Source organism: Microbacterium marmarense (assembly GCF_037204165.1).
GTDB lineage: Bacteria > Actinomycetota > Actinomycetes > Actinomycetales > Microbacteriaceae > Microbacterium > Microbacterium marmarense.
This window is the reverse complement of record NZ_JBBDGL010000001.1, coordinates 1094291-1109149: the sequence shown is the minus strand read 5'-3', so window position 1 is coordinate 1109149 and position 14859 is coordinate 1094291. Positions and strand designations below refer to the sequence as shown.

At 62.1% G+C, this 14859-nt stretch carries 15 protein-coding genes and 3 tRNA genes; 3 read left to right on the top strand and 15 right to left on the bottom strand.

Going from position 1 to position 14859, the window contains the following annotated elements:
- Positions 1-73: 73 nt before the first annotated feature.
- Positions 74-1276, top strand: a complete 1203-nt coding sequence (locus WDU96_RS05040; protein WP_337337386.1) for a pyridoxal phosphate-dependent aminotransferase — start codon at positions 74-76, stop codon at positions 1274-1276.
- A 21-nt stretch (positions 1277-1297) separates the two neighbouring features.
- Here WDU96_RS05040 and WDU96_RS05035 read toward each other — a convergent pair whose 3' ends face one another.
- From WDU96_RS05035 to WDU96_RS04990, 10 genes are all read right to left on the bottom strand, one after another.
- Complete coding sequence (locus WDU96_RS05035; protein WP_337337385.1) at positions 1298-2434, bottom strand: UDP-N-acetylmuramate dehydrogenase; 1137 nt, start codon at positions 2432-2434, stop codon at positions 1298-1300.
- 3 nt (positions 2435-2437) lie between these two features.
- On the bottom strand, positions 2438-2842 hold the full coding sequence (locus WDU96_RS05030) for a MaoC/PaaZ C-terminal domain-containing protein (RefSeq protein ID WP_337337384.1): 405 nt from the start codon (positions 2840-2842) through the stop codon (positions 2438-2440).
- Complete coding sequence (locus WDU96_RS05025; protein ID WP_337337383.1) at positions 2839-3288, bottom strand: FAS1-like dehydratase domain-containing protein; 450 nt, start codon at positions 3286-3288, stop codon at positions 2839-2841. The genes WDU96_RS05030 and WDU96_RS05025 overlap by 4 nt, the downstream gene beginning before the upstream one ends.
- A 39-nt stretch (positions 3289-3327) precedes the next feature.
- Positions 3328-4131 (bottom strand): sulfite exporter TauE/SafE family protein, encoded by an 804-nt coding sequence (locus WDU96_RS05020; protein WP_337337382.1) that lies wholly within the window; start codon positions 4129-4131, stop codon positions 3328-3330.
- Between the two features lie 3 nt (positions 4132-4134).
- Positions 4135-4956: a DUF2510 domain-containing protein gene (locus WDU96_RS05015; protein ID WP_337337381.1), complete on the bottom strand. Its 822-nt coding sequence runs from the start codon at positions 4954-4956 to the stop codon at positions 4135-4137.
- 169 nt (positions 4957-5125) lie between these two features.
- A complete protein-coding gene (locus tag WDU96_RS05010) occupies positions 5126-6193 on the bottom strand; it encodes an alpha/beta hydrolase (RefSeq protein ID WP_337337380.1) in 1068 nt (355 codons plus the stop codon).
- 172 nt (positions 6194-6365) lie between these two features.
- A tRNA-Met gene (locus tag WDU96_RS05005) sits at positions 6366-6439 on the bottom strand.
- Between the two features lie 35 nt (positions 6440-6474).
- A tRNA-Thr gene (locus WDU96_RS05000) sits at positions 6475-6546 on the bottom strand.
- 66 nt (positions 6547-6612) lie between these two features.
- Positions 6613-7719: a M23 family metallopeptidase gene (locus tag WDU96_RS04995; RefSeq protein WP_337337379.1), complete on the bottom strand. Its 1107-nt coding sequence runs from the start codon at positions 7717-7719 to the stop codon at positions 6613-6615.
- Positions 7720-8095: 376 nt separating this feature from the next.
- Positions 8096-8896: an inositol monophosphatase family protein gene (locus tag WDU96_RS04990; protein WP_337337378.1), complete on the bottom strand. Its 801-nt coding sequence runs from the start codon at positions 8894-8896 to the stop codon at positions 8096-8098.
- Positions 8897-8938: 42 nt separating this feature from the next.
- Here WDU96_RS04990 and WDU96_RS04985 point away from each other — a divergent pair, with 42 nt between their 5' ends.
- Positions 8939-10513 (top strand): phytoene desaturase family protein, encoded by a 1575-nt coding sequence (locus WDU96_RS04985; RefSeq protein WP_337337377.1) that lies wholly within the window; start codon positions 8939-8941, stop codon positions 10511-10513.
- 6 nt (positions 10514-10519) lie between these two features.
- On the opposite strand, the gene WDU96_RS04980 is transcribed toward WDU96_RS04985, so the two are convergent.
- On the bottom strand, positions 10520-11599 hold the full coding sequence (locus WDU96_RS04980; RefSeq protein ID WP_337337376.1) for a DUF2304 domain-containing protein: 1080 nt from the start codon (positions 11597-11599) through the stop codon (positions 10520-10522).
- A gap of 128 nt (positions 11600-11727) precedes the next feature.
- Between WDU96_RS04980 and WDU96_RS04975 the strand changes: the two genes are divergently transcribed.
- Positions 11728-12213, top strand: coding sequence for a GNAT family N-acetyltransferase (locus WDU96_RS04975; protein WP_337337375.1), 486 nt, complete (start codon positions 11728-11730; stop codon positions 12211-12213).
- A 93-nt stretch (positions 12214-12306) separates the two neighbouring features.
- Here WDU96_RS04975 and WDU96_RS04970 read toward each other — a convergent pair.
- The 4 genes from WDU96_RS04970 to WDU96_RS04955 all read right to left on the bottom strand — a co-directional run bounded on the left by WDU96_RS04970 (position 12307) and on the right by WDU96_RS04955 (position 14837).
- Positions 12307-12391, bottom strand: a tRNA-Tyr gene (locus tag WDU96_RS04970).
- 90 nt (positions 12392-12481) lie between these two features.
- Positions 12482-13396, bottom strand: a complete 915-nt coding sequence (locus WDU96_RS04965) for a PfkB family carbohydrate kinase (RefSeq protein ID WP_337337374.1) — start codon at positions 13394-13396, stop codon at positions 12482-12484.
- Complete coding sequence (locus WDU96_RS04960; RefSeq protein ID WP_337337373.1) at positions 13393-13893, bottom strand: FBP domain-containing protein; 501 nt, start codon at positions 13891-13893, stop codon at positions 13393-13395. The genes WDU96_RS04965 and WDU96_RS04960 overlap by 4 nt, the downstream gene beginning before the upstream one ends.
- Positions 13894-13940: 47 nt before the next feature.
- Entirely contained in the window at positions 13941-14837 is an 897-nt protein-coding gene (locus tag WDU96_RS04955) for a bile acid:sodium symporter family protein (RefSeq protein WP_337337372.1), read from the bottom strand.
- Between the last annotated feature and the right edge of the window lie 22 nt (positions 14838-14859).

Genomic DNA, 14859 nt, shown 5'->3' with positions numbered 1-14859 from the left:
CTACAACAGCACAATCCAAGATCCGTCAGGGTTCACATTCCGCGTCGCACCTCGCGCGACTACGCTCGTAGATGTGACCGAACGCGCACCACTCTCCCGCAAATTGTCCGCCATCGCCGAGTCTGCAACGCTCAAGGTCGACGCCAAGGCCAAAGCCCTTCAGGCTGCGGGCCGGCCCGTGATCAGCTACGCGGCTGGCGAGCCGGATTTCTCCACGCCGCAGTTCATTGTGGATGCTGCGGCCGAGGCCTTGCAGAACCCAGCGAACTTTCGCTACACGCCCGCGGTCGGGCTTCCGGTGCTGCGCGAAGCCATCGCCGCAAAGACGCTGCGCGATTCCGGTCTCGAAGTTGACCCCTCGCAGATCATCGTGACCAACGGTGGCAAGCAGTCGGTCTATCAAGCTTTTCAGGCGGTTGTGAACCCGGGCGATGAGGTGCTGCTTCCTGCGCCGTACTGGACCACGTACCCCGAGGCGATTGCTCTGGCCGATGGCGTGCCCGTCGAAGTGTTCGCCGGAGCTGACCAGGATTACAAGGTGACGGTTGCGCAGCTTGAGGCGGCACGCACCGACAAAACCACCGTGCTGGTCTTCGTCTCCCCGTCGAACCCAACAGGTTCGGTCTACACTCCCGAAGAGACCCGTGCGATCGGCGAGTGGGCCGTCGAGCACGGCATCTGGATCATCTCCGACGAGATATATCAGAACCTCGTCTACGAAGGCGCCCGTGCGGTGTCGATCGTTGAAGCGGTGCCCGAGGCGGCGAACCAGACCATTCTTGTCAATGGCGTTGCCAAGACCTACGCGATGACCGGTTGGCGCGTGGGTTGGATGATCGGCCCGAAAGACGCCATCAAGGTCGCGGCAAACCTGCAATCTCATCTGTCGAGCAACGTCAACAATGTCGCCCAGCGCGCCGCCGTTGCCGCCCTGACGGGCCCGCAAGACGAGGTCAAGCAGATGCGCGAGGCGTTCGACCGTCGACGTCAGCTGATCGTGAGCGAGCTGAACAAGATCGATGGGGTTCATACGCCGAACCCGCTTGGCGCCTTCTACGCATACCCCGACGTCACCGGCCTTCTCGGCAAGACGTGGGCTGGAAAAACTCCGACCACTTCACTCGAGCTCGCTGATCTGATCCTCGAAGAGGCTGAGGTTGCCGTCGTCCCCGGCGAGGCGTTCGGCCCGAGCGGGTACCTTCGGTTGTCTTACGCGCTCGGCGACGACGCTCTGCTCGAGGGCATCCAGCGCATGCAGCGTCTGTTCACCGCGTAACGGCCGACGACGCAACGCTCGTCAGAGGTCGACTCCCACGAGTACTGGCTCTGGTTGCAATACGAGGCCGAATTCTGAGTACACCCGGTTCTGAATGAAGCGGGCGAGCTCAGCGAGCTCACCCGCCGTCGCGTTGCCTCTGTTCGTAAGAGCAAGTGCGTGCTTGGTCGACAACGAGGCTCGAGACCGCGGCAGCTTGAAGCTCTTGCCAATGCCCGATTGCTCGATCAGCCAGGCTGAGCTCACCTTGACCTCAGACTTCTTGGCCGCAAGCTTCGGCACATAGCCGTCGAACGAGTCCAGAGGAATGACGAGCACCGGATCGAGGTCTGGGGCCACGGGCCAGCGAGGGCACTCGGCTGGAAGCGTGCGGGCGAAGGACTCCGACACCACGGCATTCTGAAAGAAAGAACCCGCGCTGTATGTGTCGGCGTCTGTGTCGTCGAGCACCATGCCTTTGCTGGCACGAGTTTCAAGCACGTGGTCACGAATCCATTTGAGGCTGACGCGATCGTCTGATTCCAAACGCAACGCGGAACGCAACTGCTCACCGGCGATCGGGCGATCACCTTGGCCTACCTCTGCAAGCTCGAAGGTCACCGAGATGATCACCGCGCGGCGGGCCGGCAATGATCCGTAGTGCTGCTTGAGCACTGAGGTGCGAAAACCGAGACCGAGTTCTTCGGCCGACACCGTCGAGACATCGCCGGTCGATTCATCGATGAGCTCAGCCTCCACGAGCGTCTGAACGATCTCCTGACCGTATGCGCCCACGTTCTGCACCGGAGCTGCACCGACGGTTCCCGGTATTCCCGACATCGCCTCGATCCCGGCGAGTCCAGCATCGACGGCAAAGGCGACGAGTGCGTCCCAGTTGTGCCCCGCTTGCACTTTCACACGTGTGAAACCAGGACGCGTTCCAGGTTGACGTTCGATGCCCTCAGTCAGAATGCGAACCACGGTGCCCTCGAACGGCTCGTCGCCGACGAACAGATTCGAGCCGCCGCCGAGAACAAACCACTCCTCGCCAGTAGCCCACACGTCATGCAGAGTGCTGATCAGCTCATCACGGGTCGTAGCGTCGACCATTCGTGCTGGCGCGGCGCCCGTGCGCAGCGTTGTGAGCTGCGAGAGCGGGATCGGTGCAATCTCGGGCACGACTCAACCGACCCGAACTCGCACCTGAGCTTTGCCCAGCACGGTCGTATCAGCGTGAGTCACCGTCAGGTCAACGCGCACTGCGTCTTCTGCGATCGCGCCGACCTTGGCAACAACCGATACCTCGGCGCCGGCCGCGGCGTCGACGACCACCGGACGCGTGAACCGAACGCCGTACTCGAGAATGCGCCCCGAGTCACCCAGCCATGGCACGATCGTCTCTACGGCAAGGCCCATCGTCAGCATGCCGTGTGCCAGCACGCCCGGCAGACCCACCGTTTCGGCGACGTCGTCGCGGTAGTGAATGGGGTTGAAGTCTCCGGATGCTCCGGCGTACCGCACGAGCGACTCGCGGGTGAGATGAACTGTTCTTTCGGCGACGACGTCTCCGACTGCAAGAGCGCTCATTCGCTTGCCTGCCCGACCAGCAGCACCGACGTCGCTGTCACAACGTGCGCGCCGTCAGCATCCACTACTTCAGCATCGCTGGTCACCATGGCGTTGCCACCGAGCGTGCGGATGCCCGTTACTGTCAGCTGAGCCGTCAGCTCATCGCCCGCAACGATCGCGCGGGTGTAGCGAAAACGCTGCTCTGCGTGAATGACCCTCGAGAGCACGATGCCCGAATCGGGCGCCGAAATCAGCTGCTGCAGAGTGAGATCTTGCACCACCATGGCGAACGTCGGAGGCGCAACCACGTCGGCATAGCCGAGGGCACGGGCTGCTTCAGGGTCGACATGCTGAGGATCGTTGGCGAAGACCGCGCGCGAGAACTCACGCACCTTCTCACGACCCACGAGGTAGGGGGCAGTCGGCGGGAAGACGCGACCGACGATCTCGGGGTTCACTGGCACGTACACAATCCTATCGACCGGGGCAGAGCCCGATCGCTGTCACTTGTTCTTGTTCCGCTGCGCCTTGACGGCTTTCACGCCCATTTGAACGGCGATGAAGGTAAGGAACAACGCGAAAAGGATGTTGGCTGCGAAAGGGTCGAGCAGGGTCGCGAACCAGGCACCGACAGCCGTGGTCGTACATGCCGCCCCGCCGATGATGGCTGCGGCGAACAGATTGACGTTGCTGCGGCGAAGGTTTCCCACCGTGCCAGAGATCGCGGTCGGGATCATCATGAGCAGTGAGGTGCCCTTGGCGATGAGGTCGCTCGTTCCGAATAGGAGTATGAGCGCGGGCACCACGATGATTCCGCCGCCCACACCGAGCAGACCGGAAAGCACGCCGGTGACGAACCCGACAGCGGCCAGGCCGAGCCCGTTCCACCAGTCAAGCTGAAGCCCGGCATCGCGAGAAGGAATCACCAGGAACAAGCTGACGATGACGATGCCTAGAAAGCCGATGAACGACCATCGAAGAATGGTGGCCGACAGCCGCGCCAGTAGCCACGTGCCCACCTGAGCGCCGATCACCGCCGTCGCGGCAAGGATCAGTGCGGGAATCCATGCCACGGAGTCCGATAGCGCGTACGAGACGACACCGACCGTGGCTGTGGGCACGATCGCGGCGAGCGAGGTACCCGCGGCGAGTCGCTGTTCGAAGCCGAGCAGCAGCACGAGCAATGGCACGATCACCGTGCCACCGCCGACGCCGAACAGGCCCGACATCAATCCGGCGATCAGGCCGATACCGATGCACGCAGCGATGAAGCGGAAGCTCTTGGGGTTCTTTATGGTTTCAGGCACGCGTCACCGATTGTTGATGCTGTCGATCGCCCAGTCGCCGTTCACTTCAACGACCAGGTATTCGTACTCATCAACGACGGTGTTGTCTGAATCTGTCGGATTGCCTTCTTCGTCGAAAGGCACTTTGTAGGTTTCGTCGGTCTCGACGAATATCACGCCCGGCGCTTCGTCGATGCTGACCACGGTTACCTGATACTCCGAGGATGTCGCATCGAAGTCTTCGACCAACTGGGTGAAGGTAACGCAGTCCACAGCGCCCTCAGTTGCGCGGAACGACTCGGTGGTCGACGCGAAATAGCTCTCGCAGTCCGCACTTGCCCACGCGTGGTCGTACAACAGCACTGCGTCGACGGCCGCCTGCTGGTCCGCGCTCTCGGCGACCACTGACGAACTGGTATCGGAAGAGCCATCTGACGTCGACAGACTGAAGATCAGCAGCGGCACGACAACTGCGATAGCGATGACGATGCCAAGCAGCACAACGCCAAGCACGACCCACACCACCCACAGCTTCGACTTGCCGGGTTCAGTGGCGGCCACGAATCCGCCGCTGTACGCGGGAGCTTCGGCGCCTGGCACCGCTCCCGGGTATCCATCGGGTGCGTGCACGTATCCCGGAGTCTGGGCGGCATCAGCTTCCATTGCAGCCATGAAGTCCTCAACCGACGCAGGGCCGGCTGGTTCTGCATCGCTGGCGGTAGCCGACTCTGTGACGCCGCTCTGCTCCGCGTTGGGAACAGCCACATGCTCGGTCCACTGCGAGCCATCCCACCAGCGCATTGCGCCGTGTCCGTCGTCATACCAGCCAGGAGGGGTCGTCGTCATTCTCAAACCCTATCCGTCTGCGAACGCTAGGCACGCACGCGGGCATGAAAAAGCCCCGACCGTTACCACGCGGCCGGGGCGAGACGAATGAGATGTTCGCCTATCGAGTACAGCGTACCCCGCCAGGCTGGCAATTGGCCTTATGCGGCGACTATGGCGAACGAAGAAGCTAGCTCGTCACTTCTGCTAGCCAGCCGATAGTCGCCTCGAGTGCTTGTTGCGCTTCGGGGCGATCAAGATGGAACTGGTACTCATGGGCAAGCGCGGGCTCATGATCAGCGGGCCAGAACAGCTCGGTGACAGGCACGCCTGCGGCTTGAAGGGCCGTGCTCATCGGTATTGATTGCAACCAGGTGAGCCCATCGCCATTGCCGCCGCTGATGTAGGTGGGAGGAAAGTCGGGTGTAGCGAAATCGATGGTCGACATCGTCGCGCCCTCGTAGGTTGCCGACCAGTTCTTGGTGCCCGTGTATGCCCACAGCGACGTCTGCAGACCCCAAGCGATGATTCCATCGAGCTCGGCCATCGATGCCAGATCGTAAACACCGCAGTTGAGCAGCGCGCCACTGAGCTGCTCGGGTTCGAGGGTAGGGGCAATTCCCATCAGATTGGCATAGCGCTCGTTGGTGATCAGCGTGGCGAGCTGGCTGGCAAGCTGGGCCCCCGCCGAGTCACCAGCCAACACGATCTTCGAGCTGTCAATGCCGAGCTCATCAGCATGATCGTCGAGGTAGCCGAGCGCCTCATTGAGCTGGTTCACCGCGGTGGGGTACGTCGCCTCCGGCCCGAGGCCATAGTTGACGCCAACAGTCGTGTACCCCTCGTTGGCGAGCAGTTGCAAGTACGGGTTGACGTTTGCTGAGGATCCGGAAACCCACGCCCCACCATGAATCCATACGACGGTGGGTAGCGCCTCGGCGTCCGCAGCATTGCTGAAGAGATCTAGCGTCTCGACGGGGTTGACTCCATCGCCGTAAGCGATGTCGAACATTTGGGTGGTGGGTTCAACCGCCACGTGCTTTTGCATCTCTGCGGCGGTGGTCGCGCCGTCTTTCACGAACAAACTGCGGATGATCAGGGCTGACGGAGTCGGTGTCACCGCGCCGACTATGGCGCCCACGACCGCGACGACCAGCAACGAGCCGACGATCCACGCAGCTACGCGCCAACCGCGATGGCCGCGACTCGAAGAGTCTGAGGCAATTGCCTCGTCGGCAGTCTTCGAAGGCTTGCTCATCAACGAAGGCTAGCGGGCGTCAGGTGAACCAAAGTGCACGAACAGCCCACAGATGGATTTGTGCGGCGTGCGTCTGATGGGAGCGGCGCGAGATTCCGCCTGGAGCTCGTCTGCGACTAGAGCAGCCGTGAGACAACGAAAAAACCCCCGGAAATCCGAGGGTTTCAATCTGTAGCGGGAGCGGGGCTTGAACCCGCGACCTCACGATTATGAGTCGTGCGCTCTCACCAACTGAGCTACCCCGCCGCACCGTTTTCAGATCATTCGATCCGAATACTACGAGCCCCGAGACAGGTTTGAACTGTCGACCCCTTCCTTACCATGGAAGTGCTCTACCACTGAGCTATCGGGGCGTGCTGCCTGCAACAGGCAACTAGAAGAGGATACCAGAGCATCCGCCTATTGCTGAACCGGTGCCACTATCCCGCGTTCTCTTGCAGCCAGACCAGCGGGTCGATAGCGGTGGTGCCGTTCAGCAGAATCTCAAAGTGTGTGTGCGCACCGAATGAGTAACCCGTGTCGCCAGTGTTTCCGATGACCGTTCCTACCGTCACCTGCTGCCCCGCCGTGACCTGCAGCGAACCATAGAGCATGTGCGCGTAGTGGCTCGATACAAGCACCCCGTCGACTTCGTGATCGATGATCACGTGCACACCGTATGCCCCGCCAGCTTCTGTTGCCACGCGCACCACCCCGTCGGCAATCGCCTGCACAGGCGCACCCTCGCCGGGGGTGAAGTCCACGCCTTCGTGCATCGTTCCCGAGCGCATGCCGAAGCCGTAACTCATCGGAACGCCCACAGCGAATGGCCATTGGATGTCAGCATTCGGATCGTTCACGAAGAGGTCAGAGACATTCGAGATGCCAGAGTCAGATGCAACTTCTGCGACCGTGACGGTGTCGTAACCGCCTTCGCGGTCAAGCGTGGCATTCTCAATCGTCGATGGTGCAACGTAGGCCTGGATCTCGTCGTCATCGTCGGCGGGACCGACATCGCCCGCCGCAATCCTTGCTCCCTGCGAACCAGCAGTCATCGCGGCCATCGCTTCAGCGGGCGTCGTCATGCCGACAGTCAGCAAGCCGACGGCCCCCATCACTCCAACCGAGAAGGAAAGGGCTGTGGCTCTCTTCAGAGCGGCACGCCGGCTGACCCGGCGCCTCGCCGCAGCAGTGGCGCGAGTAGTCGGGTGCACAATGACGGTTTCAGCGTCGTCAAACTGAACGGCTTCTTCACGCACGGGCAGTTCACCCGTGAATGAGAACAGGCGTGCCGACGCAGCGAATGCATCATCGTTGCTCTCGTGCGCGTCGGCCGCGAGCTCAACAGGCTCCGCGTCGATCGCGGCCTCGTCGCGAACTGTGGGCTCTGCGTCGATCGCGGCCTCGTCGCGAACTGTGGGCTCTGCGAGCGCAAACGAACCCGTCTCGGTGAACGCGGGGGTGAGCACGGGAGCCGGCGCCTCGGGGGCCACTGCATGCGACGCGGTCGCTGCGCGACGCGCGCGGCGACTCGTCGGTTCTGTCACTGCACGAGCTGCGTCGTCAGCATGCGCCGAATCGGCGATTCGCGCGGTAGCACCTGCAAGGTCTGCTCCCGCTCGCTCGCGCCTCTGCGCGCGCGACAACGCCGGGTCAGCAGCGGGCGGCTGAACGGGCGTGGCGGCGGTACGGCTCGAGCGACGCGTGGGCGCGTTCGCAGCCTGAGGGGCTTCAGCAGACAAGCGGGATGGAGCTCTCGGGTCGTGTCGCTTCGGGGGCAACGGTACGGTCTTCGGGCTTATGAGGTCACAATTGGTTCGGGCCAAAGGTAACGATCGGGTAAACAATACCCGGGGAGGCCTGAGAATGCCATGTGTGCGTCGCCGAGTCGCGGGAATTCGTTCGCGCTGTTTACTTTTGCGTCTAGTCGCCGCTCGCAGAGGAGAAGAGCGAATCGAAGAGCAACGAGTTGGATGCTACGACAAGCACGCGACCGAATTCGTCCCTCTCATGACCAACACTCACACGACCGCCCGCCTCGGTGACGATGAGGGCGCCTGCCGCGTGATCCCACGGTTTCAGACCACGCTCGAAGTATCCATCGAGTCGGCCTGCCGCGACTGCACACAGATCCAGGGCCGCCGAGCCGAACCGGCGAATATCGCGAGCGAGCGGCATGACTCGAGCCACGCGTGCCAGATCGCCCGCGTGGGAGCGAGGGTCATAGCCGAATCCGGTGCCAAGCAGCGCACCTGCGGGCGAGGGTGCATCGTTCACAGCGATGCGCCGACCGCCCAACCACGAACCATTGCCGAGCGAAGCATGAAAGATCTCGGCCGTCACCGGATTGAACACCACCCCCGCAAGGGCGGTCCATTTGTCGGGCTCGGGGGTTCCTCGCACGGCCGCGATACTGACCGCATAGGCCGGAATCCCATAGGCGTAATTGACGGTTCCATCGATGGGATCGACGATCCAGGTGATGCCACTCGTACCTGTCTCGGGTTCGGACTCCTCACCGACGAACCCATCTTCGGGTCTCATCGAACGGAGTCGATCGCGAATGAGTGACTCGACCTCTCGGTCAGCCTCGGTGACGATGTCTGCCATCGACGACTTGGTCGCAGCGATCTCTACTCCCTCATCTCGTCGGCGGCGCGCCAGCGCTCCTGCCTCCCGAGCAATCTCGATCGCAATGTGTGCCAGCTCGGAAACATCAGTCATGTCCCCACGGTAGCGGGATGAGGCCTGCCGCTACCGTGAAGCATGGCCATTTCACACTCAATGTTCACGCACGACGTCGTCATCGTCGGAGGCGGCCACAACGCGCTCGTCGCGGCCGCGTATCTTGCCCAAGCGGGCATCTCAGTTGTCGTTCTTGAACGCCTCGAACACGTGGGTGGCGCAGCAGTCTCGGAACGGCCTTGGAACGACGTCGACGCAAAGCTCTCGCGCTATTCGTACCTGGTCAGCCTGCTCCCCCAGCAAATCATCGATGATTTGCACCTCGACATCACGCTTGAGCGCCGGCGCTTTTCGTCCTACACACCCGACCCCGATGACCCGACTAAGGGCATATTGGTCGACAACGAAGATGCCACCGCCACAGCAGCATCCTTCTTGCGCGTGACCGGCGACGACTCCGAAGCCGAACGTTTCGAGGAGTTCTACGCTCGCGTTGCACCGATCGCCGCAGCGGTGTTCCCCTCTGTCACCGAACCGCTGTTGCGTGAGAGCGAGGTTCGTGAGCGTCTGCAGAACGACGTGCTTTGGCAAGACCTTGTTGAGCGCCCTCTCGGCGAAATGCTCAACCGCGACCTGAAATCAGATATCGCGCGAGGGATCGCCCTCACAGACGGACTGATTGGCACCTTCGCCAGCGCCGACGACAAGTCTCTGCGACAGAATCTATGTTTTCTCTACCACGTGATTGGTGGCGGCACCGGAGACTGGGACGTCCCCGTCGGCGGTATGGGCGTGGTCAGTGGCGCACTCGAGAGCGCAGCGCGCGCGGCTGGCGCAGAGATTCGCACGTCAGTCAACGTGACGGCGATTGACCCCGATGGCAGCGTGCATGCCGGCGATGAAGCGTGGCGAGCACGACTGGTGCTGAGTGGAGTGGGCCCCGCAGTACTTGACCGGCTCATGGGAACCAGCGACGCAGACATCGCAATGCCTGAGGGCGCACAGCTCAAGGTGAACATGCTGCTCTCCCGGCTGCCGCGTCTGCGCGATGAGCAGGTCTCAGCCGAGGCCGCGTTTGCAGGAACGTTTCACGTCAACGAGACGATGAAGCAGCTTGAGCGAGCTTTCGCGGCTGCGAAGAGCGGCAGCATCCCGAATCCGTTGCCGTTGGAGATCTACTGCCATTCATTGAGCGACCCGACAATTCTGGGCCCGCAGCTTCGTGAATCAGGCGTACAGACTCTCACGCTCTTCGGGTTGCATGTGCCGCACCGGCTCGTCGCGGGCGAAGACCCCGATACGGTGCGCGCTGCGTTGCTCAAGTCGGCGATGGATTCGCTGGACTCTGTGCTCGCGGAGCCCATCGCTGACTGCCTCTATCTTACGCCAGACGGCACGCCCTGCGTCGAAGCACGCACGACGGCTGACCTGGAAGTTTCGCTCGGAATGCTCGGGGGCGACATCTTTCATGGCTCGCTCTCATGGCCGTGGGCAAGCGATGACGAACCGTTGAACACTCCCGCGCGGCGATGGGGTGTTGCCACGAGTCACGACGCGGTGCTGATCTGCGGATCGGGCGCACGGCGCGGTGGTGCTGTCAGCGGTATCGGCGGCCACAACGCGGCGATGGCAGCGCTCGAGATTCTGCGCGGCTAGGCGGGCTCAAGGGCGAGGCGGCAACGGCGGTGGCGGTGGAAAGTTGCGGTAGTCGATCTCGTCGGCTGCCACCGTTGGCGCAGTTGCGGTCTCAGTCGCCACTGCTGGGGCGACATCTGCCTGGACATTTGCGCTCGCATCTTCCGGAGCTACAGCAACATGGGCGGCAGGGGCCTGCTCGCCGGCAGACCCTTCCGCAGCCGCAGATTCAGACTCGGATGCGGCCAGTGACGACTGGTCGGGCGTGGGAAAAACATAGGCGCCGGCGCTGGGCTGACCGGAATAGTAGGCATTCCAGTCGGGTGATCCGTCTGGAAGCATCGGCAGGGGCGTCTTGCCGTCTACGTAGTACGGCCACGGGAGCGGCTCAGGGGCAGGCGCCGCTGCAATCGCACCGTAGTGAGCGTTGCCACCCGAGTGAGCAGGCGACGCGGGACGCGGTGTGTGTGGCGTGAACAGCACGTTGACCAGCGGAAGCAACGCCGTGCCCACGGCAGCGAGAATCGCAACCGCTACGACGACTCTGCCGTACAGGTCGGAGAAGTCCAGCCACTCCGAGAACATGAGCGGCAGCGTGAGAAGCACTGCCAGCGTGACGACAAGCACGATCGTAACGATCGCAACCACCTGGGTGAATGTCGTGACCCGGCGAGCGAAAGCCTTCACGTAGAGCCGCACGTGCAACAGCACCAACTGGAAGATCAACACGATGATGAGAAAGTTCACGAACCGTGACGCGAGCCACCAGGTGCGCTCGGGCATCCAGATCATCACCGCGCCGATAAGCAACAACACGATCCACGTCGCCATGCTCGCCAGCGCAAACCATGACGGGCGACGCGGAGCGAGGTGAACATCAAGAATCGTGACCCCCGCAAACGCGGCCAGCAGAAGGACCGTGGCGAAAGCGCGGCCAATGATCCCGTTCTGCTCGCCGACGAGCACCCAGACTACGCACACCAGCGCGGCCGCGATTAGCGCACCGATCGCAACCCAGATCGCAGCTCGCATCAGCGGCGGCAACGCCTGCTCTTCAGCTGAAGCAGCAGCGGGTACAGAACCCAAGGAATGCTCTGGCGCAGTCATGACAGTCCTCTCTCACCGTGAGATCGTTCGAAAGCCATCCTGACACGGTGTGATCAAAAGACAGAGGGCCCGAGCGCATTCGCAAAACTGCACTACCCGCGAAGTGGCGGTGTAGGTACGGTGGTTTCGTGGCTCATATTGATCTTCGCGAACTCGGCGACGACGATCTCGATGCAATCTTTGAGATGATGCGCGATAGCGCCGCCGTCGAGCTGGCGGCGTTCACCGCCTCTGATCCGGATGATCGCACCCGATTCGACGAGTGGATAGCCCGCGAGCGCGGCAACCCAGATGTCAGCATGCACGTGGTCACCGAGGACGGTGGGTTCGCAGGAACCGCGGCGACTTTTATGGCCGACGGCGATCGCGAGGTCACTTATTGGATCGCACGCCATGCCTGGGGTCGTGGCGTGGCCACCGCCGCGCTGCAGCTTTTGGTATCACGAGAAGCCACGAGACCGCTTTTCGCTCGCGCCGCATCCCACAACCTCGCGTCGATCGCTGTGCTTGAGAAGTGCGGCTTCACCGAAGTCACGCGCAACGTCGACTTCGCGCCAGGCCTCGGTCGACAAGTCGAAGAGATCTTCTTCACACTCGTACCCACCCTCGACTAGCGCAAGTCAAGCGCGGCGAGAATATGCGACGACAAAAGCTCACCAACCACGAGCGTCTCGCGACATAGGAGCCCTCAGTCGCGAGAGAAAATTTGGTGGCGAGTGAGGGATTCGAACCCCCGAATGCTGAGCAGTCTGATTTACAGTCAGATCCCTTTGGCCGCTTGGGTAACTCGCCAGGTGCGCACCCGCCCAGGCTTTTTCAGTCGACCGGAGGCGCGATCCACAATATTACCCCCTGCGGGGCACTCCCAGAAATCGAGTGCGTTCAGGTGCCGATACGATCAAGATCCAGGTCGTCTAACGCCGACGGAAGCCGCAGCAGAGCGCCCTCAAATCGGCATGTGGCAGCGGCAGCATCCATCGCCTCGTGAAGAACCTCAGACCAGGATTGAACGGCTTCGGGCCACTGCCTGATCACGGCCGCGATGACCGAGGCGAACACTGCATCACCCGCCCCCATCGTGTCGACGATCGAGCCTGGCAGTGAAGAAATCGGTGCTGTTGCGACGTCGCCGTTCGACTCAACGGATGCGCCGGCCGCTCCCTCGGTTGAGAGCACCGCGCGTGCCCCATGCTCGATCAGCCGCGCGCTCAGCGCATCAACCGGCACCTCGTAAAGCAACGTGGCATCGTCGGCGCCGATCTTCACCAGGTCGGCGTGAGCGGCCAAACGCTCGAAACCACTGACGAACAGCGAGAAGTCTCGCATCATGCCTTCGCGAGGGTTCGGGTCGATCGCGAGCATCGCACTGCCACCGGCGAGCGCCGTCGCCAAGCCGAAAACCTGGTTCGGATCGTCGAGCGCCATGCAACTGACGGCCACCAAGGGGGCCTGGCGAATCGCGTCGGCAGCGGCGGAGTCGAATTGGATGCTGCGCTGTTGCGCGGCTTCGTTGAAGACGTACTCAGGCTCCCCGCCCGCACTGCGGGTGCTGACGGCACGCGCGGTGCCGTGAGGTGCAGGTGTCGCGATCAGGTCGACGCCATAGTCATTCAGGTAAGACCTGATGCGCTCCCCCTCGTCGTCATCCCCGACCATGGCAATCAGAACGGCGGGTACTCCAAGCCGTGAAAGACCCACGGCGACGTTGAGCGCCGCGCCACCCACGAATTCCCTCACCCCGCGGTCGTCGCGTATCTCGTCGATAAGAGCATCGCCCACCACCGCTACGCGGTTCACGAGGCGTCCACGCTTGAGTCGAGCACGCTAGCGACGAAGCTCTCCACACGTCGCCGGGTTCCATCGATCTTCATATCTACACTCGCTCTCATTTCGCTGGGGGCTAGCGGCGCCGCCAAACGTACATTTTCGTGACATGACAGATCGGCACAGATGTACGTGCCAATACTGTCCCCTCGCTCTCCTGCTTTGCCACCCTTGCGTGCGCTGAACAGCGACACCTGATCGCCGGGCTGCATCGTGTGACAGAGGTTGCACAGACCCGAGCGGGCGCGCGAGGTAGTGCTCGCCGCACGCACCATCACACCGCGCAGCTCACCGTCTACTTCTGCGATGACATAGCCGCGACCCCGGGTTTGGGGATCACGCCAGGCGTAGAAATCGAGATGGTCCCAATCAGTGAACAAGAAATCAGCCGGCAAAGCCAGAAGCTGTGTTTCGTCATCAGTGGCATTCTCAAGTGCCGAGCGCACATCGCTGTCGATAAGTGGGCGCATTGCAACCTCCTGACTGTCCTGATCCAGTCTACGAACGCGCGTGACTGCTAGCTCTGCGGCGGCGCAGCCACGGCTTTCGCCTCAGCGTCGTTCACGCCAGTGCGATCGCGAATCAAGAAGCCGAACCCGAAGGCGATGAAGAACATCAACACGCCATACACCGCGGCAGGCAAGCTGAGCTCGGTTGAGCCCAGTACGGTCTGCGCGATCACAATGGCGAGCGTTGCATTGTGGATGCCGATCTCGAACGATGAAGCGATGGCTTGACGTTTGCCGATTCTGATCGCGCGAGGCACGAGGTAGCCGATCGACAAGCTGATGAGACAGAAGACTACGGTGATCAACGCCAATTGGGCGAAGTTTTCAAGCAGCAGAGACCAGTTGGACGCGACCGCTCCCGCGATGACGACAACCAAGATGATCACCGAAGCGATCCTCACGGGTTTATCCATCGCATCGGCGAACGTCGAGGCGAAGCGGCGGATCAGCATGCCGACCGCGACCGGCAGCAGCACGATCGCGAAAACCTCGAGCGTTTTTGACCATTGCAACCCGAGCTGGTCATCGAACGGGTTGAAGTACACGATCGCCAGGTTCGTGATTAGTGGCAGTGTGACGACAGCGATCACCGAGTTCACCGCGGTAAGTGAGATATTGAGCGCGACATCACCCCGGAACAGATGGCTGTAGAGATTCGCGGTCGTGCCACCCGGCGACGCCGCCAGCATCATCATTCCTACGGCGAGAATCGGCGGCAGCTGGAACAGCAGTACCAGTGCGAAACAGATTGCCGGAAGCAAAACCAGTTGGCACCCGAGAGCGACTATCACCGCCTTGGGCTGCTTCAGCACCCGCGCGAAATCGCCGGGGGTGAGACTGAGACCGAGGCCGAGCATGATGATGCCCAGGGCCACGGGAAGGCCGATTGTGGTCAACGCTGACATAGCACTCAGTGTGCCCGATGGC